The sequence below is a fragment of the Faecalibacterium sp. Marseille-Q4896 genome, assembly GCF_017377615.1.
Lineage (GTDB): Bacteria > Bacillota > Clostridia > Oscillospirales > Ruminococcaceae > Faecalibacterium > Faecalibacterium taiwanense.
On record NZ_JAFREG010000001.1, the window covers coordinates 740,858 to 764,959 of the forward strand.

Below are 24,102 nucleotides of genomic sequence, written 5' to 3' on the forward strand. Positions count from 1 at the left end.
TCCGCGGCCCCTCTCTGCCCGGGAGGAAACCGAAGCCTTTTCCGCACTGCGTGCCGGTGACCCTGCCGCACGGGAAAAACTGATCCGGCACAATCTGCGTCTGGTGGCACACATCGTAAAAAAATACTATGCCCTGCCCGGCGATCAGGACGACCTTATTTCCATCGGCACCATCGGCCTGATGAAAGCAGTGGATACTTTCGACTCTGCCCGTCGGGCACGCTTTTCCACCTACGCCAGCCGGTGCATTGAAAATGAGATCCGGATGCAGTTCCGCCGGAACCGCAAAACCGGCGGGACCGTCTCGCTGCAGGAAGCGCTGGAATCAGATGGTGACTCTGCGCTGACGCTGGCCGATGTGCTGCAGGACAGCTTCTGCATGGAGGACACCTGCGAAACGCAGGACGATACCCGCCGGATGCGGCAGCTGCTGGACGGCCTGCCCGCCAGGGAGCGACAGATCATTCTGCTGCGGTATGGTCTTTCCGGCCAGCCGCCGCTGACCCAGCTGGAAACTGCAAAACTGCTGGACATCAGCCGCAGCTATGTTTCCCGTCTGGAAACTCATGCGCTGGAACTTCTGCGCCAGCGGTGGGATGTTCCGAGCACAAAAACAGCGCAGAGGTGAGCGGTGCGCTCGCCCCTGCGCCATGCAGTCAGCTATCCAGAATTTTCAACTGTAGTTCGTTTAATTGTTCAAAAGTATACAGTCGATTCAGCGCTTCCACCAGCTCCTTTTTGGAAAGACGCGGCGGCAGGCCCAGCGCGTTCAGAAGCTTTGCCTTGCGCTCGGCGCTGCCCGGCCTGCCGGAAAGCCCCCACTCGTAGAGGTCGGTATAGGTGATTTGCCGTCCTTCCGGGCGGGCCGCTGCGGCACCCGCCTCAGCGCCAAGGGCATCCCGCAGCGCCTGTAGAACGATGGCATCGTCCACGCCCTCGACCCCCAGCAGGCCCTCCTTGCCGGGCTGCTCCTTGCGCTTTTCCTTGCCGTGGATCGCGGGCACGTAAGCCTGCACCACATTCTTTTCTCCCACCAGATTGGTGATGTAGGTGCGGATGCGGAAGCCTGCTGCGTCCGAATCCGTGAGCAGGATCAGGCCGTTTTTCTGCGCCAGCGCTTTGAACAGCTGCTGGCGCTTTTTGTCGCTGTAAATGCCAAAGCCATCCGTCAGCAGGATCATGGCATCGGTCAGATGGGAAAGCCGGGCCGCATCGTACTTGCCCTCCACAATGAGCACCCGGCCTGTATGGATCATTTCGTTTTCCTTCATCGTCCGCTCCCCGCCATTGCCAACCGGCACAGCGCTGTTTCCAGCAGGATCTGGTCATCGGTAGGCTGGCTTTTCAGGCTCTGGTCCAGTTCCAGCAGCACCTGCATACAGTTTTCGATCTGGCCCAGCGTATAATGCGAGGCTGTTTCGGCCGACCGCTTGAGCCGGTAATCACTGCCCTTATAGCCAAAATCCTTGAATACCGTGCTGTAATTTTTCCGTTTTGCTGCCCCCAGCTTGACCCGGTACAGATCCACATAGCTGCCGATCATGGCCGCTGTAATGGCAATGGGCTCCTGCTGCAGGCGCAGCAAAGTCTGCAGCTTTTTGCAGGCACCTGTGGCGTTTTTGGCCGTGATCATGCGGATCATCTCGAACACGTCTGCTTCCAGACTGACCGTGCCCATTTCCGCCACCATCGCTGCCGTGACCGTCTGATACCCGGACAATGCACAGAGCTTGTCCACCTCATTTTCCAAAAGGAACGGATCCTCGCCGCAGCGCTCCAGCAGCGCCGCCGCTGCGCCGTCCGGCAGGGTGGTTTTCTGCTCCTTTGCGCGATCGATCATCATCATTTTCAGTTCAAAGGGCTTGGGCTTAGCCAATTCTTCGGTGTAGCCAAGCGCCTTGCACTGCGCGATCAGCTTTTGTGCGCGCTTGCCTGTTTTGAGCTTGCTGCGCTCCAGTTCAAACACGCTGCCCAGCACCACCACAGCATTTTCCAGACTGGAAAGGGTGCTGTTCAACTCTTCCAGATCCTTGTCACTGTAAGCTGCAGGGTCGATCTCCGGCAGCACCACCACACGCCGGGTGCCAAAAAATGAGATGGTGCCCGCCGCCATGATGAGCTGTTCGATCTCCGGCGCAGCTCCATCCAGAACCGTGGCATCCTCGTCGCTGTCTGCGGTCAGGATGCGGGTGGCCGCTGCCACGGCCTGCCGCACCAGATACCGCTCACTGGAATAAAAATAGTAAACCGGGCAGCCCTTGTCCGCCAACTGCCGGAGTTTTGTCTCGGTCGCCATGCAGGCACCTCCCTTCTCTTATGGTGTTGTTCTATTGTACCACACTCTGCCCGGATTGCAAAGCATCACTCCGTTTTCAGCCCGCCGTGCCGCCGCAGGCTGATGGATGCCGCCAGTTCTTTTCTGTTGTCCATCCAGTCATAGCTGCGCAGGGCCAGAACATTTTTATACTGCACAGCATCCGGCTTTGCAGGGGATGCCAGCAGCCACTGCACTGTGACCTGTTTTGCCAGTTCTACAGTTCCATTGACCACGGCAAACTGCCGGTTGCCCACAGTCAGCCGCACAAGACAGCCATTCCGGGTGCGCAGCATTTCCACCAGAGCCGGTGTGCACCGCAGCTTTTGTGCTGTGTTCACCGCCATTTCTGCTGCCGGAAGTGTCCGCTCTGCTTCCAGTGTACAGGCCGTTTTAGGGTTTGTGCGCAGGTCTGCCACAAGCTCCACAGTCTGCACGCCCCGCCGGGCAAGCTGGTTTTCCACTGCGTTCTGGGCAGAAGCTCCGCCCCGGAACAGCACCACGGCGGTATCGTTCTGGGTGACGACCACTGCCGGCGCGTTGGCGCTGCCTACAAGGTCGGTGTGCACCACATCCTGGCTGAGAGCATTGCCCAGCCCGATGGAAACAGCTGCCGCCAGCAGAATGCATGGCCCTGCCACCCGCAGCCGTACCCGCCAGTGGAACGCCAGCCAGCACAACAGGATCAGCACCAGACACACGATGGCTGCATAGGCCGTATCGAAGTAGATGCCCGCGCCCGGTTTTGCAGAGATCCAGACGGCCCAGCGGTCGAGCAGGCCGGTCAACGCCGCAGACGCTGCGGACAGCACCCCATACAGCGGAGCAAGAGCGGGTGCCAGGCCGGCAAAGGCCGTGCCAAGGCCCAGCAGCATCATGGGCTGGATGAGCCACAGCACCGCCACACTGGATGCCACCGCATAAATGCTCACACTCAGCCCGCGCAGCACCAACACCGGGAATGTGGCCACCGAAGCACAAAACGAGATGCAAATGCTTTCCGCAAGGCCCCAAAGACGTTCCGGCAGTTTGAAATACCACGGCCGTTTTACCGGGTTCTTTGCTTTCTTCCAGAAGCGGCGGTACCACGCATCCCGGGCGCGGCGGATGCACACACCGCCTGCCACCGTGCCCACCACCGCCGCAAACGAAAGTTCAAAGCCGATATCGCACACTGCATAGCTGTTGCCTGCGGTCATAACGATACCTGCCACCGCCAGAGAGGTAAGGGTATCCGGCGGGCCGTACAGCCACACACCCAGTGCACCGACCCAGACCGCCACTGCGGCGCGGCATACCGAGGGTGTGAAGCCGGTCACGCCCATCAGCAAAAAGGCCAGCAGACTTCGGAATACCGCCCGGCATCTGCGCCTGCGGTAGCTCTGCTCCCACTCGTAGGGCAGGAGTGTGCTGAGGATATCACCGCACAAAATGGACACATGCATTCCGCTTACCACCAGCACATGGGCAAGACCCGCGCCCCGGTAGGCGCTGCGCATGGCCGAAGACAGATAACTCCGGTCGCCGGTAGTCATGGCAGCCAGCACACCGCCGGTCTTGCCGTCCATACGGCGGCGCAGCGACGCACTGAGCCTTTGCTGCAGGCGGTGGGTGCGGGCGCGGAAGCTGCCGCTTTCGCCCAGAACTGTAAGCTCCGGCCCATCCTCGTCCATTTCCGCCTGCAGAGCGATGCCGTCCGCATACAGGCTGACCCGGCTTCCGGATGCCGGGGCCGACAGTATAAATCTTCCCTGCACCCTTTCCCCGGCTTTGCACTCCGGCAAAGCACTGCACTCCACCCGGAAGGATGCCGCGCTGCCGTTCACTTTCTCTACATGCAAAACCGCATCCACGATACCGGGATCGTAGGAATCCGCCGTGCTTTCCACCTCTGCGGTCAGCACCAGTGGACGGCCTGCATATTGCACCCGGATGCGCTCCAGCCGGTTTGCCGTGTGCAGCACCGATGCCATACCCACAGCAGCACCCAGCAGGATGCAGAGCGCTGCTTTGCGGGCAGCATCAAAGATGCACAGCACCAGACAAACGGCAACAAAAAATGCCGCAAACGGCACAAAAAGTTCCGTTTGCGGCAAAAAAACGCACACTAACTCCACACCCAGCATTCCAGCGCAGAAAACGCAGAGCGGGCGTCGCATTGCAGCTTAGTGGAAGAACAGAGGCAGCGGCTCCAGGAAGATGATATCCTTGCGCTCAGCTGCATCGCCCTCGGCCAGAACAGCGGCCTGGCCCACAATGGTGCACTGGGTCTGCTCAGCCAGCGCGTCCAGAGCCTTGAGCGAACCGCCAGTGGAAATGACATCGTCCACCACCAGAACGCGCTTGCCGCTCATCTTGTCCAGCTCCTTGCGGTCGATGACCAGCTTCTGCTTGCCTGCGGTGGTAATGGACTGATCCTCCACCACCACGGGGTCGGTCATATACAGCTTTTCGCCCTTGCGTGCGCAGACGTAGGGCTTGCCGCTCTGGCGGCTCATCTCGTGTGCCAGAGGGATGCCCTTGGCCTCGGCGGTCAGCAGGATATCAAAATCCGGGCACTTCTTCAGCAGTTCAGCGGCAGCAGCCACGGTCAGCTCGGCATCACCCAGCATGATAAAAGCAGCAATGTCCATGTGGTCATTCACCTTGCAGATGGTCAGCTCACGGGTCAGGCCTGCAACGTGCAGAGTATAGGTCTCAGCCATAATTCAACGCTCCCTTTTTATTGGAATCAGACAGGCAGCTTTTCGCCGCCCAGAACATGGAAATGCAGATGTTTCACGGTCTGGCCTGCGTCCTCGCCAACATTGGAGATGACGCGGTAGCCGTTGTTCAGGCCCTGCTCTGCAGCCAGCTTTGCGATCACTGCAAAGATATGGCCCAGCAGTGCGCCGTCCTCTTCGGTCAGCGCAGCGGCAGAGACAATGTGCTTTTTGGGCACCACCAGAAAGTGCACCTTGGCCTGCGGGTTGATGTCGTAAAACGCCACCACCTGCTCGTCCTCGTACAGCTTCTTGGAGGGGATTTTCCCCTCCGCGATCATACAGAACAGACAATCTTCCATGGGAAACAACTCCTTCCTGATATTTTATAAACGTCCCCGCCCTCTCAGGCCGCTTTGCGTCCAGCTCTCCCAAAGAGAGAGCCCTTGGCAAAACCATAAACTTTGGCAGCGCGTCAGCGCTGACGGAGAGGGCGAACCCGTTTTCTTATTCGCCCAGAGCCTTCTTGACGATGGCGCCGACAGCAGCCAGAGCTTCGTCGATCTTGGTCTCATCCTTCAGGCCGGCCATTGCAAAGTCCGGCTTGCCGCCGCCCTTGCCGCCGGCAATGGCAGCGATCTCCTTGACCAGAGCACCGGCCTTCAGGCCCTTTTCCTGTGCCTGTTTGGTCACAGTGACAGCCATGGTGATCTTATCCTCAGCCTTGCCCACCAGAACCGCCACAGCGGGCTTCACAGCCTTGTCGCGGACGGTATCGCACATGCCGCGCAAGGTGTCGCCGGTGGTACCGGTGAAGTATGCAGAAGCGATCTTCACGCCGCCGATCTCTTCGGCATTGTCAAACAGGCTGGTCACCTTGGAAGCGGCGACCTGTGCCTTGATCTCTTCCAGCTCCTTGGCCAGAGCCTTGTTCTCAGCCATCACGGCCTCGGCACGGACGGGCAGAGCGGTCACGTTGTTTGCCTTCAGGGTGTTTGCCACGGTATGCAGCATAGCCTCCTGCAGGTTTGCACGGATCAGCAGGTTGCGGCCGGTGACAGCCTCGATGCGGCGGATGCCCGCAGCAACGGAGGCCTCGCTCACGATCTTGAAGCCGCCGATCTGGGCGGTGTTCTTCACGTGGGTGCCGCCGCAGAACTCGGTAGACCAACCCTCGATGTCCACAACACGCACGACCTTGCCGTACTTTTCGCCGAACAGAGCCATTGCACCCAGCTTCTTGGCTTCCTCAATGGGCATTTCCCGGACGGTGACGTTCATGGACTCGTAGATTTTATCGTTCACGATCTTCTGCACGCGGGCCAGCTCCTCGGGAGTGACAGCGCTGAAGTGGGTAAAGTCGAAGTGAGTGATCTCTGCATCCTGATAGGAGCCTGCCTGATGGACGTGGTCGCCCAGCACTTCACGCAGAGCTGCCTGCAGCAGATGGGTGGCGGTGTGGTTGCGGGCAATGGCCATGCGGTATTCCTTATCCACCTGAGCGGTCAGGTGGTCGCCCACCTTCACGATGCCGCTCTCCAGCACGCAGGTGTGGACGTAGTATCCCTTGGGGGTCTTCTTCACATCCAGCACGCGCAGGCTGCAGTCGGCGCTGTTCAGCATGCCGTGGTCCGCAGCCTGACCGCCCATCTCAGCGTAGAAGGGAGTCTTATCCAGAACCACCAGCACGCCGTCCTTTGCTTCCTCATCAGTAGCAATGGCATCGGTCAGAGTTTCCTCGTCGCTCAAGGCGACCACAACACCGGTGTCGTTCAGGGTCTCGTAGCCGGTAAAGACGGTGGGCTCTGCATCCAGCGCACCGAACAGATCCTCGCTCCAGCCGGAGATGTTCTTCTTCAGGCGCTCTGCACGGGCACGCTCCTTCTGCTTGGTCATTTCGGCGTGGAAGCCTTCCTCGTCGATCTCAATACCCTGCTCCGCAGCGATCTCCTTGGTCAGATCCAGCGGGAAGCCGAAGGTATCATTCAGCTTGAACACGTCCAGGCCCTTCAGCAGATGCTCATGTGCCTTTTCCAGACCGTCGATCATGTTGTTCAGGATGTTCATGCCGGCATCAATGGTACGGGCAAAGTTTGCCTCCTCGGTGCCGATGACCTTCTTGATATAAGCATCGTGCTCGCGCAGCTCGGGGTATGCGCTCTCGCTGGACTGGATGACAGTCTCCACCAGCTCCACCAGGAACGGGCGGGTGATGCCCAGCATACGGCCATGGCGGGCAGCACGGCGCAGCAGGCGGCGCAGCACATAGCCGCGGCCCTCGTTGGAAGGCAGGATGCCATCGGACACCATGAAGGTGCAGCTGCGGATGTGGTCGGTGATGACACGGATGGAGATATCGGTCTTGTCGTCCTCGCCGTAGGTCTTGTTGGCAATGTGCTCTACATGGTGCAGCACGCTCTGCACGGTGTCAACCTCAAACAGGTTACCCACGCCCTGCATCACGCAGGCCAGACGCTCCAGACCCATGCCGGTATCAATGTTGGGGCGTGCCAGACGCTCGTAGTGGCCCTTGCCGTCGGCATCGAACTGACTGAACACCAGATTCCAGATCTCCATATAGCGGTCGCAGTCGCAGCCCACGCCGCAGGTCGGCTTGCCGCAGCCGTACTCGGGGCCGCGGTCAAAGTAGATCTCGGAGCAGGGGCCGCACGGGCCGGAGCCATGCTCCCAGAAGTTGTCTTCCTTGCCCAGACGCACCATGTGGTCGGGGGCGATGCCCACCTTCTTGGTCCAGATATCGTAAGCCTCGTCGTCCTCTTCGTACACAGAGATGTGCAGGCGGTCCTTCGGAATGGCCATCCACTCGTCGGAAGTCAGGAACTCCCATGCCCAGGGAATGACCTCCTCCTTGAAGTAATCCTGGAAGGAGAAGTTGCCCAGCATTTCAAAGAAGGTGCCGTGGCGGGCAGTGATGCCAACACGCTCGATATCCGGGGTGCGGATGCACTTCTGGCAGGTGGTCACGCGGTGACGGGGCGGCTCTTCCTGAGCCAGAAACCACTTTTTCATGGGGGCCATGCCGCTGTTGATGAGCAGCAGGCTGGGGTCGTTCTTGGGCACCAGCGGGAAGCTGTCCAGACGCAGGTGGCCCTTGCTCTCAAAGAAGCTCAGGTACTTTTCACGCAGTTCATTCAAACCGGTCCATTGCATAGGTTTTCTCTCCTCGATTGTCCTTGGCGTTTGCACGTCAGATTTATGATTATGGCAGACGGGGCGGGTGGGCGCAGAAAACAAAAAACAGCCCCATCCCAAAAGGGACGAGGCTGCCTGTAAACTGCTCCGTGGTACCACCCAAATTGCAAAGGATAAAATGTGTCCCCTGCCGCTTTCGGCGCGTTAACGCTGCGCTGCGTCCGACTTGTGTCGCCGGAAGCTCCGGGGCGGCGCAAAATGGAACCGGCCGGAACGCCTTGCAGCTGGAAGCGCTCTCTCTGAACGGCGGTGTGCATTTCTGACCCCATCATTGCCATCTGTCATAATTTTACATTCCGCAAAGCAGACACAATGCCCCTTTGCGTACAGCTAAATTATAGCATACGCAAAACGTTTGTCAACGGTTTTGAGCAAAATTTACGGCACCCAGATGCGGACGATGCTGCTGATGGTGCCATCCTCGGTAAAGACCATGGTGTTGTTGGGCATCCAGCCGTCCGGCTCGGCGTTGACGGCCTCGGCCACGGCATCGGCGCCGTCCGTCTCCACGGCGGAAGCCTGCGGGTCGGCCGAGCTGTCGCTCAGGGTCACGCCCCCGGCCAGAGGCAGGGTCACCTCGCCCATCTCATAGTAGACGGGGTAATCGTCAAAGGTCACGGTGCGGTACACATCGTGGTCCAGCGTCAGCTCCACGCCGCCCGCTTCGATGCCGCCGTTGATGGTCACATAGCCGTTGTCGGCATCCCTGTCGATGCTGGTCACAGTCAGCTTGGTCACGGTGGTGTCGCCCTGGTCGTGGATCCGAAGCACGCTGCCCTCCTGCAAGGCGTTGATGTCCTCGGGCAGGTAGCTGTCGTAGCCGTATACGCTCAGGGTCGCCTGGCCGTCGGCCACCTTGGTGATGCTGGCTGCAAACTTGTAGGAACCCGTCTTGATCTCGTTCAGATCCCCGGCGTCGATGGGCAGCACATCGCCCATCTCACCGGCTGCTTCGGACGAAGCCGCACTGCTTTCCACGCCGGAAGCCGGTGCGCTTGCCGCGCTGCCTGCGGTGCTGTTGCTGCTGCCGCAACCTGCCAGAATGCCCACTGCCAGAATGGCCGTAACGGCCAGCACCTTTTTATTCAGTTTCATATTCTATGCCTTCTTCTGTTGTTGTCGGGGCGGTGTTTTCCGCACCTGTCTCGGTATCATACGTCACCCGTGCGGAAAAGTCAACATTTCCTTTTCTCTGCGCTTGACGCGCGGTTTTTGTTCCGCTACAATAAAAACGAATCAAGAACCCATTCTATTGCAACTGATTTTAAGATAGAGAGGAATTTCCCGTGAAAATTTTAAAAGTAAAATGTCTTGCCCCCACCCGGCTGGACAACTACCTGATGCAGCAGTACCCGGCACTGAACCCGGGCCGCCTGAACAAGGCCCTGCGGGAGAACAAGATCAAGCTGAACGGCAAAAAGCAGCCGCTTTCCACCCGCGTGATGGCCGGTGATGAGATCAAGCTGTTCATTCTGGATGAAGTTCTGGATGCGGACCGCCGTGTGGACGGCCCGGCGTGGAAGAATGCCCGCGGCCCGGCACAGGTGGTGTATGACTGCCCGCAGATCGTCATTGTGAACAAGCCCGCCGGTCTTGCCGTGGATGGTCCGGAGGATGATACCCTGCTGAACCGCACCCTGCTCTACCTGAACCAGCAGGGCGAGTACAAGGAGAACGACCTGTACACCCCGGCGCTGTGCCACCGGCTGGACACCGGCACCAGCGGCCTTGTCATCGTTGCCAAGACCCCGGAGGCCGAAGAGCTGTTCCTTGCAGCCATCAAGAACCGCGAAGTGAAAAAGACCTACCTCTGCGTCACCTTCGGCCGTCCGATGCCGCCGGATGCCACTCTGGGCGGCTATCTGCTCAAGGACGCGGACCGCGGCATCGTGAAGATCGTGGAGGACAAGCAGCCCGGTGCCAAGGAAGTGGAGACCCGGTACGAGACCATCGCCGTCTCCGGCCGTCTGGCCCTGCTGAAGGTGCAGCTGATCACCGGCCGCACCCATCAGATCCGCGCACACATGGCCAGCATCGGCTGTCCCATTCTGGGCGACAGCAAATACGGCAACAACACCGCCAACCGCGAGCTGAAACTCAAGTATCAGGCCCTGTGCGCATGGGAACTCACCATGCCCCGCTTCAACCAGCCGGATTTCGAGTTCCTCAGCGGCAAGACCTTCCGCGCACCAAAGCCCTGGTATTACAGTCAGGTACTGGACGGAACCCTGAAATAAGCTTTTTTACAACAAATTACAGCAAAAAAGAAATCCCGGAAGTGTATTCCGGGACTTCTTTTTTTTCGTTTATGATTTTACTGGAATAGACCGCCAAACCAGCCCAGAGTGGACTCAGTTGCATTTGCAAAGGCATCCTGAACTTCCTGAATGCTGTCCAGCAGCTTGGTGCCCTCGGTATCCTTCACCGACCAGTAAACGCCGCTGCCTGCCGAGCCATCCGAAACCGTGAAGTCACTGGTAAAGCAGAGGTTATCGCCCTGAGAATCGGTCACGACCACCATGTAGGTGTAATTGCCTGCGGGCAGTTCACCAAAGCGGATGGAGCTGTCCAGCGACTTGAAGGAGAAGATCGCCGTATTGGGTGCTGCCTGTGCAGTGAACACCGTCTGGTCGTTCTCGTCCAGCACTGCCACCTGCACATTGGTCAGGGTGGTGCCCAGCGCAGCATTTGCAGTGCCGGTCAGTGCCATGCCCTTGCCCGCACGGACATTGATTGGGTAGCTCATGCCTTCCAGACGCAGGCCGTCAGCCTCTGCAGCAATGAAGTTGTGATCTGATGCCACATACCAGTAGCAGGAGGACCTATTGACCGAAACGCTGGAGTTTTCCAGCGGGATGCGTCCGGAAGAGATGTTGCCTGCCGGATCGGAGCAATAGAAGTTGCCGTTGGTGTAGTCGGTGAGCAACACTGCATGGGGCTGGCTGCGGTCATACAGCACGATGCCCTCCGGGTGCTGCGAAAGCAGGGTGATCAGGGTCTGTACTTTTTCCTGTTTGCGGGAGGGCAGTGTGCCGTAGCCCACCTGCATCTCCTTATATGTAAAGCTGTGGGAAAGCCCGTTGGACCATGCTGTGGAACGGACACTGTTCTCGGTCACAGTGGACCAGTCGGTCAGGCCGTCAAAATAGGCACGGCGGCGCAGCATCATGGCTGCGGATGCCAGTGTGCAGGTGCCGCCACGGCTCTGCTTGAAGTAGAAGCCTGCGTCCACGTTCAGATCAACCGCCAAGGCCGCCGGCAGGCAGGTGAGCATAAACACCAGTGTCAGCACAAGGCTCAGCAGTTTTTTACGGGACGGTGCAGCGGTATTCACGGGTAGGTTCTCCTTTCAGCTTCCATGGCTTGTTACGTTTACCACCATAAATTATACCAACCTGTTACCCTTTTGTAAACGTTTGTGAAGCTTTTTTCTCAATATCAACACGTTTGGGCAGTTTTTGTTGGAGAGAATGCACAGTTTCCGGCAAGATATTCTACATTTTTTACAAAAATCCCGTCCTGACATTTTTTCAAGCGCACCGCATTTTGCATTCTTTTTTCATTTTCTGACCACGCTGTGGGCAAACAAAAAAGCTCCACTGGGGCTTTCGTTGCTTCGCAAACGCAAACTTTTTTCTCCGCAATCAGCCGTCAAAGTGTCCTCAAACCGGACAGTTTGGGTGCCATCCTTGTAGTTGAACGTAATCAGCATCCGGTCATCGTATAGAAAAATGGCATTGACAAAAATCTCGATCAGCGCTTTTCGCTGCTTTTTCTGCGAAATATCGAACTTTCTAAATTTCATCAGCCAGAATCGGATGAAATCCTCATTGAAGCTGGGCTTCTTTAATTTTTCATCTGCGATTTTTACAGTCAGCTCATCTTTCTGGCTTTCCAGCGCTTCCAGCCGCTCTTTCGTTGTCCGAGTGTACAAGCCGTCCTCGATCGCCTTCATCAGGTTGTCCAGCTTTTTGTTGACCTCTCGCAGTTGCTTTTCCAGCAGCGGGATCGTGGTGTTTTCCTGATTCTGGACATCCATGACCAGTTGAACGATTTTGTCGATTACCGCTTCGTCCTGAATCAGCTTCATGGTCTCCCGGACGACTAGATCTTCCAGCCAGTCCTTCTGCACGGTCTTTTTGTTGCAGCCCTTGCGCCGCTTGACGTTGGCGCATACTTATATTTTTTCAGCAAGTGCTTCACCATCTTACGCATACTTGCGCGGGCAGTTTCTTTTTTCTGCAGGTCTATTACGCTCGCTTTACTGAATTTCTGCGTTTCCAGCCATCTCCATTGCAGCGTTCGATTGACACAGGTTGAGTTATCGGCAGATACAGCAAACACAACGGGCGGCTCTGGTAACAGAGCTGCCCGTTGTGTTCGTTTATGAAAAGGAGAACTTAGATCTCATACCACTTGATCTCGTTGGCATCCAGATGCAGATCAAAGCTGCTGCCGTCTGTGGTGTAAACGGTGGTGTCCTGCGGCTCGTAGGTGTTGTTCACCACACAATACTTGCCGTTCTTGACGTAGGCGTGAACTTCTACATTATAATTGGAGCTGAACCATGTATGCAGTTCCTCCTCGCTGTGGGCACTCCACAGGATAGCGCGGTAAAGGGTGCGGCTGTTGGCAAAGCTGTACGGCACGCCGCTGATGTACACGGCGCGCCCCTTGCCGAAGTCGTGGGCGGCCATCTGCACTTCCTTGTTCCGCTGCACCAGCACCTCGGTGCCCTCGAGGGCGTAGATGTTCTTTTTGCCCTCGCCAAAGTCCACGGGTTGGTCGGCGTCCTGCAGAATGAAATGGTCCGGGTGTTCTTCCCAGTTGTATTTGTCGTAGTTGAGGGTGAAGCCGTTTTCTTCCTCCACGCCCAGCACGCTGGCAAGCTGGAGAATGTGGCCCTGATACGGGTGACCGGAAGGCTCACCCACGCCGATAAAGCCGCCGCCGTTCCAGACGAACTTGCGGATAGCGGAGGAGATCTCCGGGTCTTCCCACCAGATACCGCCGGTGTGTGCGGTGTCGGCATCGCCGACATTGATAATGACCTCCAACGAATCCAGCAGATGCGGGTCGTTCTTGATATCCTCAAAGCTGATAAACTTCACGTCAAAGGGCGCACCGGACAGCATCTCAATGACACCGGCATAGCTGTAGTTCTGCTTGTAATAGAGGGCGTGATGCACCATGTGACAGCCCCAAGCCCGCATTTTACCCCAACAGTTCAGCACGGCCACTCGCTTGACACAGTAGGGTGTGGTGCCCTTGATGTTCTCGTACAGTTCGCGGAACTCGTTGCAGACGCTCTCCACGTAGTCCACGAACTCCGGGAACTGCAAGGCCAGTTTCAGATAGCCGCCATAGCCGATGCGGTCGATGGGCTTGCGCAGGATAGCGCGGCGGGCTGTAACCCAGTTCTCCTTGGCTTCCCGCACCGGGTCGCCACCCTCGTGGAAGGTGTCGGGGAAGAAGTAGGGCAGGAAACGGCCCTCGGTGTACTTCACGCCCTCAATGTCAGAGATCAGGCGCAGGGTGGAGCCGTTGCCCACGCTGCCCACTACGGCATCCAGTCCGATGGTTTTGAACTCCGGCATGAAAGGTTCGGTGCCGATCCAGTGATCGCCGAGGAACATCATGGCTTCGCACCCGCACGCGTGGGTGATATCCACCATCTCCTTGGCAAGCTTTGCCACCTCGCGGCGCTGGAAGGCCTGAAAATCCCGAAATTCCTTGCTGGGCACCCGATACTGGTTGTTGTAGTAGCCCTGATCGATGATGTACTCCGGGCGGAACTTGTAGCCCACTTCCTGCTCAAACTGGTTGAGGATATAAGGGCTGACCGAAGCAGAGTATCCATACCAGTCCACGAACTTCTCCCGCTTCAGCTCGTCGAAGATCAGGGTGAACTGGTGGAAGAAGGTGGTGTAGCGGATGACGTTTACATAGGGGTGCTCTGCAATGAACTTGCGCAGGCGCTCCATGGAATACTTGTGGGTCTTGGGCTGACGCACGTCAAAGGTGATCTGGTGCTCAAAATTCGTCCAGCCGTTGGTGGTAGCGTTGTACATATGCACCGGGTCCCAGATGAGGTAAGCCAGAAAACTGACGGTATACTCATGGAACGGTACGGCCTGTACGGTCACACTGCCGTCGGCGTAACTCCACTGCTCCGGCGGCACGGGCTGACCGGTGGTTCGATCCATGACCTCCCACCAGCGGGTGATGTCGTCGTTGGTGTTCACCTGCATCAGCTCCGGGCTGATGCCCTTCATCAGCGGGATGGTCACGGTGTCGCCGGGGGCGGTGTAAAAGCCGGTCATGATGTAGCACTGCTGTACCTCGTCCGGGTTTGCCTTTGCCCATGCGTTGTCCTTGCGGGTGGTATAGTAGGTGGAGTAGATCTTGGCGTCCGCATTCTTGAGCTGTTGCGGGAAGTCGGTGCCGTCGCAGTCGCGGATGGCATCAGCACCCCACTTTTTTAAGATCTCCAGCGTTTCGGGCACAACGTCCAGGTCTGTGGGAATGGTCACGCGCCCGGTCTTTCTTATTTCATCCATGGGAAACTCTCCTTTTGCCTCTCTTTGAATCGTAGGGGGTCAATCGTAGGCGGCGTTATACAGCGCCAGCACAGCCAGCAGCAGTGCTACGCCCACCAGCATGATGCCAAGCCCTGCCAGCTGTCCGGTCATTTTCCAGCCGGACACCACCAGCACCAGTGCCAGCACAAACAGCACCAGCATCAGTACCATGCGCAGGGCGGGATGCTCTTTCCAGTATGCTTTCATCGTTTGTCACCTTAACCTTTCAGGCCGCCCACGGTCATGCCCTGCGTCAGCTGCCGCTGCACGCAGATGTACAAAATCAGGGTGGGCAGCATCACCAGCACAAGGCCTGCGTACATGGTCCCGTACTGGGCGGCGCTCTGCTGCGCCTGCATCAGGTTCAAAAGACCTACCGGCAGGGTGCGGGGTGCCTTGGTGGAGCTCATCAGGGTCATGGAGATGATATACTCGTTCCAGAAGGACAGGAAGTTGAACAGGATAATGGTGATGATGGAGGGCTTTGCCATGGGGAAGATGATGCGGGTCATGGTGGAAAAGTAGCTTGCACCGTCGATGTAGGCGGCCTCCTCAAAATCGTGGGGCAGGGTGGCAAAGTAGCCCGACAGCAGGTAGATGGTAAAGGGCAGCGCGGTGGCGGCGTATACCACCGCCAGCACCACCAGATTGTTCAGCAGAAAGCCGCTACCAAAATGGCTTTTCAGCCACACATCGCCGTCCCGCAGCATCAGGAAGATGGGCACCACGATGTAGTTCACGTTGATGAACAGGCCCGCCATGAACAGGGTGTTCAGCACCTTGCACCCCTTGAAGTGAAAGCGGGACAGGCAGTAGGCGGCGGGCAGGGCAACGACCAGAAGCAGTGCCAGCGCCAGCGCGGTGACGATGACCGAGTTGAGCATATATTCGCCCATTTTCGCGCCGTTCCATGCGTTGACAAAGTTCTGCCAGTAGAACCCGGCGGGCAGTGCCCACGGGTTGCCGTAGAACTCTGCATTCTGCTTGATGGAGGCCATGAACACCCATGCCACCGGCACGATGATGGTAACGGCCAGCAGAACCAGCACAAAATAGATGAAAAACTTGTACAGACCTTCCGCAGAGCGGGAAGATTTTTCGGTGGTATTCTGCATCTTCTTCCCTCCTTAAAATTCCAGCGTATCGCGGTTGGTGACCTTGTTGACACAGGCGGACAGGGCAAACGAGAACAGGAAGATTACCACGCCGATGGCCATACTGTAACCATACAGGCCAGCGTCTTTCTGGCTGTACATATAGCTCAGCGCCACATCCGATGCGCCGTTGGGCCCGCCGCTGGTCATGGCCTTGACGAAGAGGAAGGCCATGTTGATGGTGGAGATGATGAAGAAGGTCAAAGTGGTGCGGATATTCGTCCAGATGAGGGGGATGGTGATCTGGAAGAACTGGGTCAGCCGCCCGGCACCGTCCAGATTGGCGCTCTCGTACAGGCTGATGGGCACGGCAGACATGGAGGCCATATACATGACCATGTAGTAGCCGATGGCCTGCCACACCATGGCAATGATGATGGAGGGAATGACCAGCTTTTCACCCTTCCACAAAATGGGGTCGCTCATGTTGCGGAACAGGCCGATGATGCTGTTCAGCATGCCGTTTTCCGGCTTATAGATGGCAGAGAAGATGCCGGAGATGACGACCACCGACAGGATGTTGGGGATGTAGAAGATGATGCGGAAAAAGTTCTGGCCTTTGATCTTCTCCCGGGTGAGGATGGCGGCAAATACCAGTGCAAAGGCGAAGGTGATCAGGGTGACCGTTACCACCAGCAGGATCATATTCTGCATGGAACGGATGAACTGGGCGTCCCGCAGCAGATGCTGGAAGTTTTTAAGCCCCACAAAGGTCTCGTTGGGAGAATAGGCACCTCGCTCATACAAACTCATGCGGAACACGTTGAGGGTGGGCAGGATCATAAAGAGGAAAAACAGGATGGTAGCCGGTGCCACACAGAGGAATACGAACCGTTTGCGGCTTTTATCCGTTCTCATAGGGGATTGACCGCTCCTTTCTTGATGGTACTGTACAGCCCAAAAAAGCGGAGGCGGTAAAAACCGCCCCCGCTGGGCAGGGCTTAATTACTCGATGATGTTGGCGCGCATCTGGTCGCTGGCGGACTTGATGCCGTCGATCCACTGCTGCTCGGTCATGCTGCCGGACACCAGAGAGTTAACAGGGTCGAAGAACACGGTGCGCACTTCCACGCCGGGGATGGCACTGAAGGCTGCAAAGTTGCCCATGGCGGCCTTTGCGCCGTTGTCGTAGATGGAGTAGAACATCTTGTTGTCGCCTTCCAGACTGTCGGCGATGCCCAGCACAGGCTGGATAGCGCCGCTCTCGGCAAACAGCTTGCAGGCTTCGTCGCTGTACAGGTAAGCTACGAACTGCTTGGCGGCATCCTGATGCTCGGCACCGGCGGGGATCCATGCCTGCTCGAACCAGGTGTAGCTGTAACCATCGCCGCCGGCCTTGACAGCGGGCAGGGCGGTCATGCCCCACTCAAAGCCGTCTGCACGGGGAGCCTCGGCCATCTCGCCCACGATCCAGGTGCCGTTGGGCATGAACAGGGCCTTGTTGTCCAGCACCAGCTGCTGGTTCTGGGTAAAGTCCTGATCGTTGGCCTGTGCGGGGGTGATGGGGTTGGTGTAGGAAGCCAGCTTTGCCACGATATCAAAGCAGGTCTTTGCTTCGGGGGTGTCCCAGATGCCCTCGGTGTAGTGGGTGGCCTTGTTGAAGAACTCCGGGCCGCCGGCAGCGTACATCAGCGCATAGAAGAAGGCGTCGAAGTAGCCGGTGGTGGGGTAGGTGAACAGGTAGGTGCCCTCAGCGGCAGCCTTGTCGCCCAGTGCCCACATCTCGTCCCAGGTCTTGGGCACGTCCCAGCCCTTTTCCTTCAGGAAACCGGCGTTGTAGAACAGGCCGCAGGGGCTGTAGAACATGGGAGCCAGATAGGTTTTGCCGTCGCCGTAGGGGTTGGTCAGGGAGGTGTCGGTAAAGCCGCCGGCGATCTTCTCGCTCACCTTCTTGCTCTCGCCGGGCACGGTCATGCTCAGCACATCGGTGATGTCGGCGATCAGGTTGCCCTTGATGAACTGCTCGGTCAGGGCAGCTTCACGGCCGGTGGCCAGATGGACCACGTCGGGGTAGTCGCCGCCCTGCATGGAGGGGCCGATGACGTCCTCCAGCTTTTTGTCGGTGGTCAGGTCCACCTTGATGCCGGTCTGTGCGGTAAAGGCCTCGGCGACCTTCTTCCACATATCAGCGCCGTAGCCGGTCTCGATGGCGGCTACCTTGATGGTAACGTCTGCAGCCGCCGCTGCGGAAGAAGCGGCGGTGGAGGATGCCACGCTGGATGCGGTGGAGCTGGAAGAGCCGCCGCAGGCAGCCAGACCCAGTGCAGCGGCGCCAACGCCGGCCGCCTTCAGGAAATTACGACGAGAAATACGATTCATACTGTGTTGCCTCCATCATTTTGTTCCGTTCAAACACAGCCGGGCAAACAGGCTTTGCCCGAAGGACTGTGTGTTTTTCTGCCTCCAATATAAATTCTTTCGCTTCCTTGCTCAAGAGGTTTGTTGTTTCATTTTTTATAGATGTTGCTTTCTAAAAAATTCTTCCAGCAAAAGTGCTAAAAATCTTTTAAAAGTTTCAGCATAATCCCCAGCCTGTAACTATTTTGACATATTTCGAAGGGACTTGAGAAACAAAAATATAAAAATTAGCCTAAAATCAGGGCTTGCTTTTTTTGTATGTTCCCTCTATAATGAGGGTAAAGTGCACGAAACAACGCACCATTTTTTGATAATGTTTTTAGAATGTTGCGTTTATTTTTAGAAAATTTGCGTTTCCCGAAGGAGCCGATCATCTATGAGTACCCAGCGCTTTGATATCCGCCACGCGCCCGCTCCGCGGGAATCCTTCCGGCTGCTGTACATCAGCAAAAGCAAATTTGGCGGCGATTGGAACAGTACCACCCACACCCACTCCTGCACGGAGCTGTTCTACTGCCTCAGCGGCGAGGGACAGTTCTACCTTGCCGGGCAGCTGTTCCCGGTAAAGCCGGACGATATGGTCATTGTGAACCCGCAGGTGGAGCATACCGAGCTTAGCCTGAACGCCTCGCCCTTGGAGTATATCGTGCTGGGCGTTGCCAGCATGGAGTTTTTGTTCAGCAAGGCGGATACGAACTACGCCATCTTCAATTGCCGGGAGAACCGGGAGCGGATGGTCACGTTGCTGCACATGCTGCTGGCCGAGGCCGACCGCAGCTTAGACGGCTGCGAGACCGTTTGTCAGGACCTGCTGGAGGTACTGCTGATCTGGCTAGTGCGCTGCACCACCATTTCGCTGCAGCTGGAGGAGGCTGCCCCGACCGAGAACCGGGAGTGCGCCGAGATCAAGCGGTATCTGGACACCAACTACCGCGAGGATATCTCGCTGGACCTGCTGGCAGAGCTTGCCCACCTGAACAAATACTATCTGGCCCACACCTTCCAGCGGGAGTACGGCATTTCCCCCATTACTTACCTGAACCGCCGCCGCATTGAGGAGAGCAAGCATATGCTAGGCAACACCAGCTACAGTCTGGCGCAGATCAGCGAGCTGATGGGCTTTTCCTCCCCCAGCTATTTCTCCCAGTGCTTCCGCAAGGCGGAGGGCATGACCCCCAACGAATACCGCCGTCAGACGCGGCAGGGAAAACGCCCCGCCCCGACAAAACGGCATGAAGTATAACGAAAACGAGGAATTTATGATGAAATCCGTTACCCTTTCTCTGCTCCAGTCTGCTGCAAATGCCTTTGATTTTGGCGGGCCTGTGCTCTGCGATGCTCACCACTATGGTGAGGGGCATATCAACGACACCTTTGTGGTCTGGCGGGAAGATCATTCCAAACGCTTTATTTTGCAGCGCATCAACACAGATACCTTTACTAACCCGGTGGGCCTGATGGAGAATGTCTGCGGCGTGACCCGGCATCTGCGGGCGAAAATTCTTGCCGAGGGCGGCGACCCAGCACGGGAAACGCTGAATGTCATCCCAACTTTGTCGGGGTCGACTTGCTATCTGGATGCAGACGGCGGCGCATGGCGTGCCTACGACTTTGTAGAAGATACCATCTGTTTGCAGCAGGTCGGCAGCGAAACCGACTTCCGCACCGTGGCCGAGACGCTGGGCAAATTCCAGAACCAGCTGGAGGATTATCCGGCCTCCACCCTCCACGAAACCATCGCCCGCTTCCACGACACGCCCAACCGCTATGCCAATTTTGAAAAAGCCCTCGCCGCCGATGCACTGGGCCGGGCAAAAAATATCACGTCGGAAATCGAATTTATCCATGCGAGGGAGCAGGACTGCCATGTCCTGCTGGATCAGCTGGCAGCTGGCGAAATTCCTCTGCGCGTCACCCATAACGATACCAAGATCAACAATGTCCTCATCGATGCCGCTACCGGAAAAGGCATCTGTGTCATTGACCTCGACACCGTGATGCCGGGACTTTCGGCCTACGACTTCGGCGATTCCATCCGCACCGGTGCCAACGACTGCGCTGAGGACGAACCTGACCAGAGCAAAGTCCATTTTGACCTGCATCTGTACGAAGTGTTCGCCAAAGGGTATCTCTCCACTGCCGGGGCATCCATGAGCATGGCAGAAAAAAAGAGCCTTGCATGGGGTGCAAGGCTCATGACGCTGGAATGCGGCATCCGTTTTCTGACTGACTATCTGGAGGGCGACCATTATTTCCATATTGCTCGCCCGGATCACAACCTCGACCGCGCCCGCACCCAGTTCACACTGGTGCGGCAGATGGAAGAGGTTTTCGATCAGATGCTGGAAATCGTCTGCCCGGACAATCACTGATTTCGCAATCTCCTCCATTCGGATACAGCAAGAAGCATGGACGCTCTCCTTTTCGGGGGCGTCCATGCTTCTTTTTACAGCTTATCCCTACACACCCATCAAATCGTCCTTTGAGGACGCTGGGAGCGTCGAGGACATGATGCTCTGCAGCAAATTATGAAAGCTCTTTTCAGCCCTGACCAATCACAATCCCCCAATGGCTATCATTGTAGCTGTAAATAGAAAAAACAGCTCAAGCAGCCTCCTATAAGTCCTACTATCACCGCTTTGCCGCAATAATTTTTTTCAAATTATCTTGACGCACCGTTCAATGCGTGATATTCTCTGTCACAAATCCCGCTGCTTTTGTGGATTGGCTTGAAGCCATCCACAAGATGTGGTCGTGTTCATTTTGAACACAGCCTCGCCGCGGATCATCCCTGAAAGATTAACCGCCCCGCAACACACCCGATTCATTTTGCCGCCGATTCACCCCGACAAAATCATCGCTGCGCTGCGTGGGCGGTATTTTTCTTTTATGGGTAACGCACCTTGAAAATTTCATGAGCCGGCCGGACGTGATACCGACTTTTTGTCAACGCCGCTGCATAAACAGGGGCAGGAACTTCGTTCGGAGCAAACGGTGACCCCATTACATGAGCAGCACCACCTCTACTTATTTTTGCGTCTTAACAATTCGGAAACATTTGTTGAAAATGCGTTTTGAGCGCAGCGGTAGAGGGCAAGAACCGTCCCGTGGCCACAAATTTTCAATTCTTGAAAATGTTGTGCTCCATCGGGACTTCACTTCTTCAATGCGTCTGCATTTCCGATGTGATCTTGTTGGGGTAACGCTTGTCGGGGCAAGGCCCCTCCATCTTGCTTGCGCAAGACCGCGCTGCCGCTTAAAAGCCCCACTGGGGCTTTCATTGCTGCGCTGCGCTTCGCAAGCGCGGTCCAACCCCAAACCCTGCTCATCATTTGTGCCTAGCGGCACGAATGCAACGGCGTGTCGTGCTTTACATAACTTCACCGAGGAGTTATCGAACAGACAGGAGGTACAATGACCAAAACGAATGTTCAACCGATTCCTAGCAATTCCCAGCACCACGACACGCCGAACAACAAAACGCACGTCATCAAGTTCCGTGTGACAGCGGAGGAAAAAGCGTCACTGGAACTCACTTGCAAACTCCTGAATCTCTCCCTCTCCACTTTTATCCGCCGTGCCATCCACAACGTCAAGATCGAGAAAACGGTCATCGTTGCAGGCGGCGGCGAAGAAACCCTGACCGCTGTTTCCACTTTGCTTGCCCAGTGCAGCAAGGTGGGCGGAAACCTCAACCAGCTTGCAAGGCACTTCAATTCCGGCGGTGCAGACACCGAGCAGATCCGGGCGAAACTCCTTGACGAACTTGCAGACCTGACCGCATTTCGGCTGCACGCCGAGAAAGTTCTGGGTGAACTGTATGGCAACGCTCAAGCATATCGCCTCTAAGAATTCGGACTACACCGCCATCGAAGCGTACCTCGTTTACCAGCACGACGCGTTCACCGGAAAGCAACTTCTGGATGAGCACGGCAAGCCGAAGCTGCGGGATTCGTACCTGCTCGACACCCTTGAGTGCGGCGATTTCTCGTTCGCAACGGCCTGTCTGCTGGCAAACCGCAAGTATGGCAAGAACACCCAACGCGATGATATTAAGAGCCATCAGTATATCATCAGCTTCGACCCCAGAGATGCAGCCGACAACGGCTTGACCATGGAAAAAGCACAGGCACTTGGCCTGAAATTCTGCGAAGAAAACTTCTCCGGTCACCCCGCCATCGTCTGCACTCACCCGGATGGGCATAACCATTCGGGAAATATCCATGTCCACATCGTGATCGGAAGCATCCGAACGCGAGAGGTGGAACGCAAGCCCTATATGCAAAAGCCCCGCGACTGGCTAGAGGGTATGAAGCACTCCAGCACCGCCCAGACCATGCGGTACCTCCGTGTCAAGGTCATGGAGCTGTGCGAGGGTGCTGGACTGTACCAGATTGACCTGCTCAACGGCTCGAAGGAGCGTGTCAGCGAAGCGGAGTATTGGGCGCGCAGGCGTGGGCAGCAGAAGCTCGACCTTGCAAACGCAGCCCTTACCGTAGCCGGACAGCAGCCCCGGCAGAAGAAGTTTGAAACCGTAAAGGTCGCTTGTCGGGGCGAGGCCCCTCCATTTGCTGCGCAAACCGCTCGGTCACTCAAAAGCCCCACTGGGGCTTTTGTTGCTTCGCAAACGCGAACCCTGCGGAAACAGATTTCTTCAGTGCTGTACCGTGCCACGAGCTTTGAAGATTTTTCCGACAGGCTCATGCAGCAGTACGGCATTGCCGTCAAGGAAAGCCGTGGGCGGCTCAGCTATCTGCCCGCTGGCAGAACGAAGTTTATCCGAGCAAAACATCTCGGTGACAAGTTCGAGAAAGAACTTGTGCTTGCCGCCTTGAAAGAAAATGCTGAGCGTAAGCGCGCGATTCAGTTTAAGCCTGACCGCATCGGGAAGCTGGTCGATATTCAGGTAAAGCTGAAGCAGGGCAAGGGTATCGGCTACGAGCGTTGGGCGAAGAAGCACAACCTCAAAGCTATGGCGCAGACCTTGATTCTTTTGCAGGAGAAAGATCTGCTCAACGAGGACGTACTCGACCAGCGCATCGAAGAACTGCAAACGCAGTACGACAGTGCAAAGGAAGTTGTGCTTGACCTCGAAACCCGCATGGCAGAAAACAAGAAGCTGCGCAGTCACGTTGCCGCCTACCAGCAGTATCGACCGCTTGCACAGAAGCTGAAATCTGCCAGACACCCCGTAACCTTTGAGGAGCAGCACCGTGCGGAGCTGACAGCGTACCGGGCGGCAGCGGCCTATCTCAAGGCAAACAACATCACCAAGCTGCCAAGTCCGAACAAGCTGGAAGCCGAGTATGCGCAGCTGGCATCCGAAAAGGCAAAGTTCTACGAGCAGTACAAGGAAGCTAAAGAGGAACTGCTCAAACTGAAAACCGCAAAGCAGAATGTTGCGTCCTTTTTCCGGGAGGAAGAACAGACGCAGCAGGAGAGATAAAGGAGTGTGCGTATGATCAATCTGAAAATCGACCCGGAGTTCCAGTCTCAGATTCCACCTCTGACCGATGATGAATTCCAGCAGCTTGAAGAAAATATCCTGAAAGAGGGCAAGCTGATTTCTCCTTTGATCGTGTGGAACAACACACTTGTTGACGGACACAATCGTTATGCAATCCTCCAAAAGCACCCAGAGATTTATTTCTCCACCATGCCGCTCCGATTTGAGAACCGCGAAGAAGCCATTGCGTGGATTTGCCGGAATCAGTTGGGACGGCGAAACCTGAGTCCCGAACAGAAACGCTATCTGCTTGGGAAGCAGTACGAAGCCGAGA

Annotated in this window: 20 protein-coding genes and 1 pseudogene; 7 read left to right on the top strand and 14 right to left on the bottom strand. The window is 56.7% G+C overall.

Going from position 1 to position 24,102, the window contains the following annotated elements; genetic code table 11:
- The coding region (locus J3348_RS03805; protein WP_207698332.1) for a sigma-70 family RNA polymerase sigma factor at nucleotides 1-628 on the top strand (628 nt) is incomplete at its 5' end.
- Nucleotides 629-656: 28 nt separating this feature from the next.
- Here the strand turns inward: J3348_RS03805 and J3348_RS03810 are convergent.
- The 7 genes from J3348_RS03810 to J3348_RS03840 form a co-directional block, all read right to left on the bottom strand.
- Nucleotides 657-1,271, bottom strand: coding sequence for a DUF4093 domain-containing protein (locus J3348_RS03810; protein ID WP_120080797.1), 615 nt, complete (start codon nucleotides 1,269-1,271; stop codon nucleotides 657-659).
- The gene (holA, locus tag J3348_RS03815; RefSeq protein ID WP_097782068.1) at nucleotides 1,268-2,296 is read right to left on the bottom strand and encodes a DNA polymerase III subunit delta; all 1,029 of its coding nucleotides are present in this window, start codon (nucleotides 2,294-2,296) and stop codon (nucleotides 1,268-1,270) included. Before holA ends, J3348_RS03810 begins: the two co-directional genes overlap by 4 nt.
- A 65-nt stretch (nucleotides 2,297-2,361) precedes the next feature.
- The gene (locus J3348_RS03820; RefSeq protein ID WP_242702848.1) at nucleotides 2,362-4,410 is read right to left on the bottom strand and encodes a ComEC/Rec2 family competence protein; all 2,049 of its coding nucleotides are present in this window, start codon (nucleotides 4,408-4,410) and stop codon (nucleotides 2,362-2,364) included.
- 69 nt (nucleotides 4,411-4,479) lie between these two features.
- On the bottom strand, nucleotides 4,480-5,019 hold the full coding sequence (locus J3348_RS03825; protein WP_005946272.1) for a phosphoribosyltransferase family protein: 540 nt from the start codon (nucleotides 5,017-5,019) through the stop codon (nucleotides 4,480-4,482).
- A 26-nt stretch (nucleotides 5,020-5,045) separates the two neighbouring features.
- Complete coding sequence (locus J3348_RS03830; RefSeq protein WP_005946271.1) at nucleotides 5,046-5,378, bottom strand: histidine triad nucleotide-binding protein; 333 nt, start codon at nucleotides 5,376-5,378, stop codon at nucleotides 5,046-5,048.
- A gap of 145 nt (nucleotides 5,379-5,523) precedes the next feature.
- Nucleotides 5,524-8,187 (bottom strand): alanine--tRNA ligase, encoded by a 2,664-nt coding sequence (alaS, locus tag J3348_RS03835; RefSeq protein ID WP_207698333.1) that lies wholly within the window; start codon nucleotides 8,185-8,187, stop codon nucleotides 5,524-5,526.
- Nucleotides 8,188-8,607: 420 nt separating this feature from the next.
- The gene (locus J3348_RS03840) at nucleotides 8,608-9,324 is read right to left on the bottom strand and encodes a hypothetical protein (protein ID WP_207698334.1); all 717 of its coding nucleotides are present in this window, start codon (nucleotides 9,322-9,324) and stop codon (nucleotides 8,608-8,610) included.
- A gap of 191 nt (nucleotides 9,325-9,515) precedes the next feature.
- On the opposite strand from J3348_RS03840, the gene J3348_RS03845 reads away from it, so the two are divergent.
- On the top strand, nucleotides 9,516-10,466 hold the full coding sequence (locus J3348_RS03845) for an RluA family pseudouridine synthase (RefSeq protein WP_207698335.1): 951 nt from the start codon (nucleotides 9,516-9,518) through the stop codon (nucleotides 10,464-10,466).
- A 77-nt stretch (nucleotides 10,467-10,543) separates the two neighbouring features.
- Here the strand turns inward: J3348_RS03845 and J3348_RS03850 are convergent, their stop codons facing one another.
- From J3348_RS03850 to J3348_RS03885, 7 genes are all read right to left on the bottom strand, one after another.
- The gene (locus J3348_RS03850; protein WP_347565357.1) at nucleotides 10,544-11,563 is read right to left on the bottom strand and encodes a hypothetical protein; all 1,020 of its coding nucleotides are present in this window, start codon (nucleotides 11,561-11,563) and stop codon (nucleotides 10,544-10,546) included.
- A gap of 225 nt (nucleotides 11,564-11,788) precedes the next feature.
- Nucleotides 11,789-12,319, bottom strand: a complete 531-nt coding sequence (locus J3348_RS03855; RefSeq protein WP_242702849.1) for a hypothetical protein — start codon at nucleotides 12,317-12,319, stop codon at nucleotides 11,789-11,791.
- Between the two features lie 310 nt (nucleotides 12,320-12,629).
- A complete protein-coding gene (gene gnpA / locus J3348_RS03865; RefSeq protein ID WP_207698336.1) occupies nucleotides 12,630-14,789 on the bottom strand; it encodes a 1,3-beta-galactosyl-N-acetylhexosamine phosphorylase in 2,160 nt (719 codons plus the stop codon).
- 39 nt (nucleotides 14,790-14,828) lie between these two features.
- Nucleotides 14,829-15,017 carry a hypothetical protein gene (locus J3348_RS03870; RefSeq protein WP_207698337.1) on the bottom strand — a complete coding sequence of 63 codons (189 nt, stop codon included), beginning with the start codon at nucleotides 15,015-15,017 and terminating at the stop codon, nucleotides 14,829-14,831.
- Between the two features lie 11 nt (nucleotides 15,018-15,028).
- Nucleotides 15,029-15,925, bottom strand: coding sequence for a carbohydrate ABC transporter permease (locus tag J3348_RS03875; RefSeq protein ID WP_005946252.1), 897 nt, complete (start codon nucleotides 15,923-15,925; stop codon nucleotides 15,029-15,031).
- 12 nt (nucleotides 15,926-15,937) lie between these two features.
- Nucleotides 15,938-16,822 (bottom strand): sugar ABC transporter permease, encoded by an 885-nt coding sequence (locus J3348_RS03880; RefSeq protein WP_005926926.1) that lies wholly within the window; start codon nucleotides 16,820-16,822, stop codon nucleotides 15,938-15,940.
- An 87-nt stretch (nucleotides 16,823-16,909) separates the two neighbouring features.
- Entirely contained in the window at nucleotides 16,910-18,283 is a 1,374-nt protein-coding gene (locus J3348_RS03885; RefSeq protein ID WP_005926929.1) for a carbohydrate ABC transporter substrate-binding protein, read from the bottom strand.
- Nucleotides 18,284-18,698: 415 nt separating this feature from the next.
- On the opposite strand from J3348_RS03885, the gene J3348_RS03890 reads away from it, so the two are divergent.
- From J3348_RS03890 to J3348_RS03910, 5 genes and pseudogenes are all read left to right on the top strand, one after another.
- A complete protein-coding gene (locus J3348_RS03890) occupies nucleotides 18,699-19,565 on the top strand; it encodes an AraC family transcriptional regulator (protein ID WP_005946244.1) in 867 nt (288 codons plus the stop codon).
- 19 nt (nucleotides 19,566-19,584) lie between these two features.
- Complete coding sequence (locus tag J3348_RS03895) at nucleotides 19,585-20,694, top strand: aminoglycoside phosphotransferase family protein (RefSeq protein WP_172678626.1); 1,110 nt, start codon at nucleotides 19,585-19,587, stop codon at nucleotides 20,692-20,694.
- A 1,042-nt stretch (nucleotides 20,695-21,736) separates the two neighbouring features.
- A complete protein-coding gene (locus J3348_RS03900) occupies nucleotides 21,737-22,171 on the top strand; it encodes a plasmid mobilization relaxosome protein MobC (protein ID WP_207698338.1) in 435 nt (144 codons plus the stop codon).
- Nucleotides 22,143-23,768: a relaxase/mobilization nuclease domain-containing protein gene (locus J3348_RS03905; RefSeq protein ID WP_207698339.1), complete on the top strand. Its 1,626-nt coding sequence runs from the start codon at nucleotides 22,143-22,145 to the stop codon at nucleotides 23,766-23,768. Before J3348_RS03900 ends, J3348_RS03905 begins: the two co-directional genes overlap by 29 nt.
- 12 nt (nucleotides 23,769-23,780) lie before the next feature.
- Nucleotides 23,781-24,102 (top strand): annotated as a pseudogene (locus tag J3348_RS03910) (hypothetical protein); the annotation flags it as partial.

Coding starts and splice junctions, on each gene's coding strand:
- J3348_RS03810 (WP_120080797.1), bottom strand. CDS start 1,271: ATGAAGGAAAACGAAATGATCCATACAGGCCGGGTGCTCATTGTGGAG.
- holA (WP_097782068.1), bottom strand. CDS start 2,296: ATGGCGACCGAGACAAAACTCCGGCAGTTGGCGGACAAGGGCTGCCCG.
- J3348_RS03825 (WP_005946272.1), bottom strand. CDS start 5,019: ATGGCTGAGACCTATACTCTGCACGTTGCAGGCCTGACCCGTGAGCTG.
- J3348_RS03830 (WP_005946271.1), bottom strand. CDS start 5,378: ATGGAAGATTGTCTGTTCTGTATGATCGCGGAGGGGAAAATCCCCTCC.
- alaS (WP_207698333.1), bottom strand. CDS start 8,187: ATGCAATGGACCGGTTTGAATGAACTGCGTGAAAAGTACCTGAGCTTC.
- J3348_RS03840 (WP_207698334.1), bottom strand. CDS start 9,324: ATGAAACTGAATAAAAAGGTGCTGGCCGTTACGGCCATTCTGGCAGTG.
- J3348_RS03855 (WP_242702849.1), bottom strand. CDS start 12,319: ATGAAGCTGATTCAGGACGAAGCGGTAATCGACAAAATCGTTCAACTG.
- gnpA (WP_207698336.1), bottom strand. CDS start 14,789: ATGGATGAAATAAGAAAGACCGGGCGCGTGACCATTCCCACAGACCTG.
- J3348_RS03870 (WP_207698337.1), bottom strand. CDS start 15,017: ATGAAAGCATACTGGAAAGAGCATCCCGCCCTGCGCATGGTACTGATG.
- J3348_RS03875 (WP_005946252.1), bottom strand. CDS start 15,925: ATGCAGAATACCACCGAAAAATCTTCCCGCTCTGCGGAAGGTCTGTAC.
- J3348_RS03880 (WP_005926926.1), bottom strand. CDS start 16,822: ATGAGAACGGATAAAAGCCGCAAACGGTTCGTATTCCTCTGTGTGGCA.
- J3348_RS03885 (WP_005926929.1), bottom strand. CDS start 18,283: ATGAATCGTATTTCTCGTCGTAATTTCCTGAAGGCGGCCGGCGTTGGC.
- J3348_RS03890 (WP_005946244.1), top strand. CDS start 18,699: ATGAGTACCCAGCGCTTTGATATCCGCCACGCGCCCGCTCCGCGGGAA.
- J3348_RS03895 (WP_172678626.1), top strand. CDS start 19,585: ATGAAATCCGTTACCCTTTCTCTGCTCCAGTCTGCTGCAAATGCCTTT.
- J3348_RS03900 (WP_207698338.1), top strand. CDS start 21,737: ATGACCAAAACGAATGTTCAACCGATTCCTAGCAATTCCCAGCACCAC.
- J3348_RS03905 (WP_207698339.1), top strand. CDS start 22,143: ATGGCAACGCTCAAGCATATCGCCTCTAAGAATTCGGACTACACCGCC.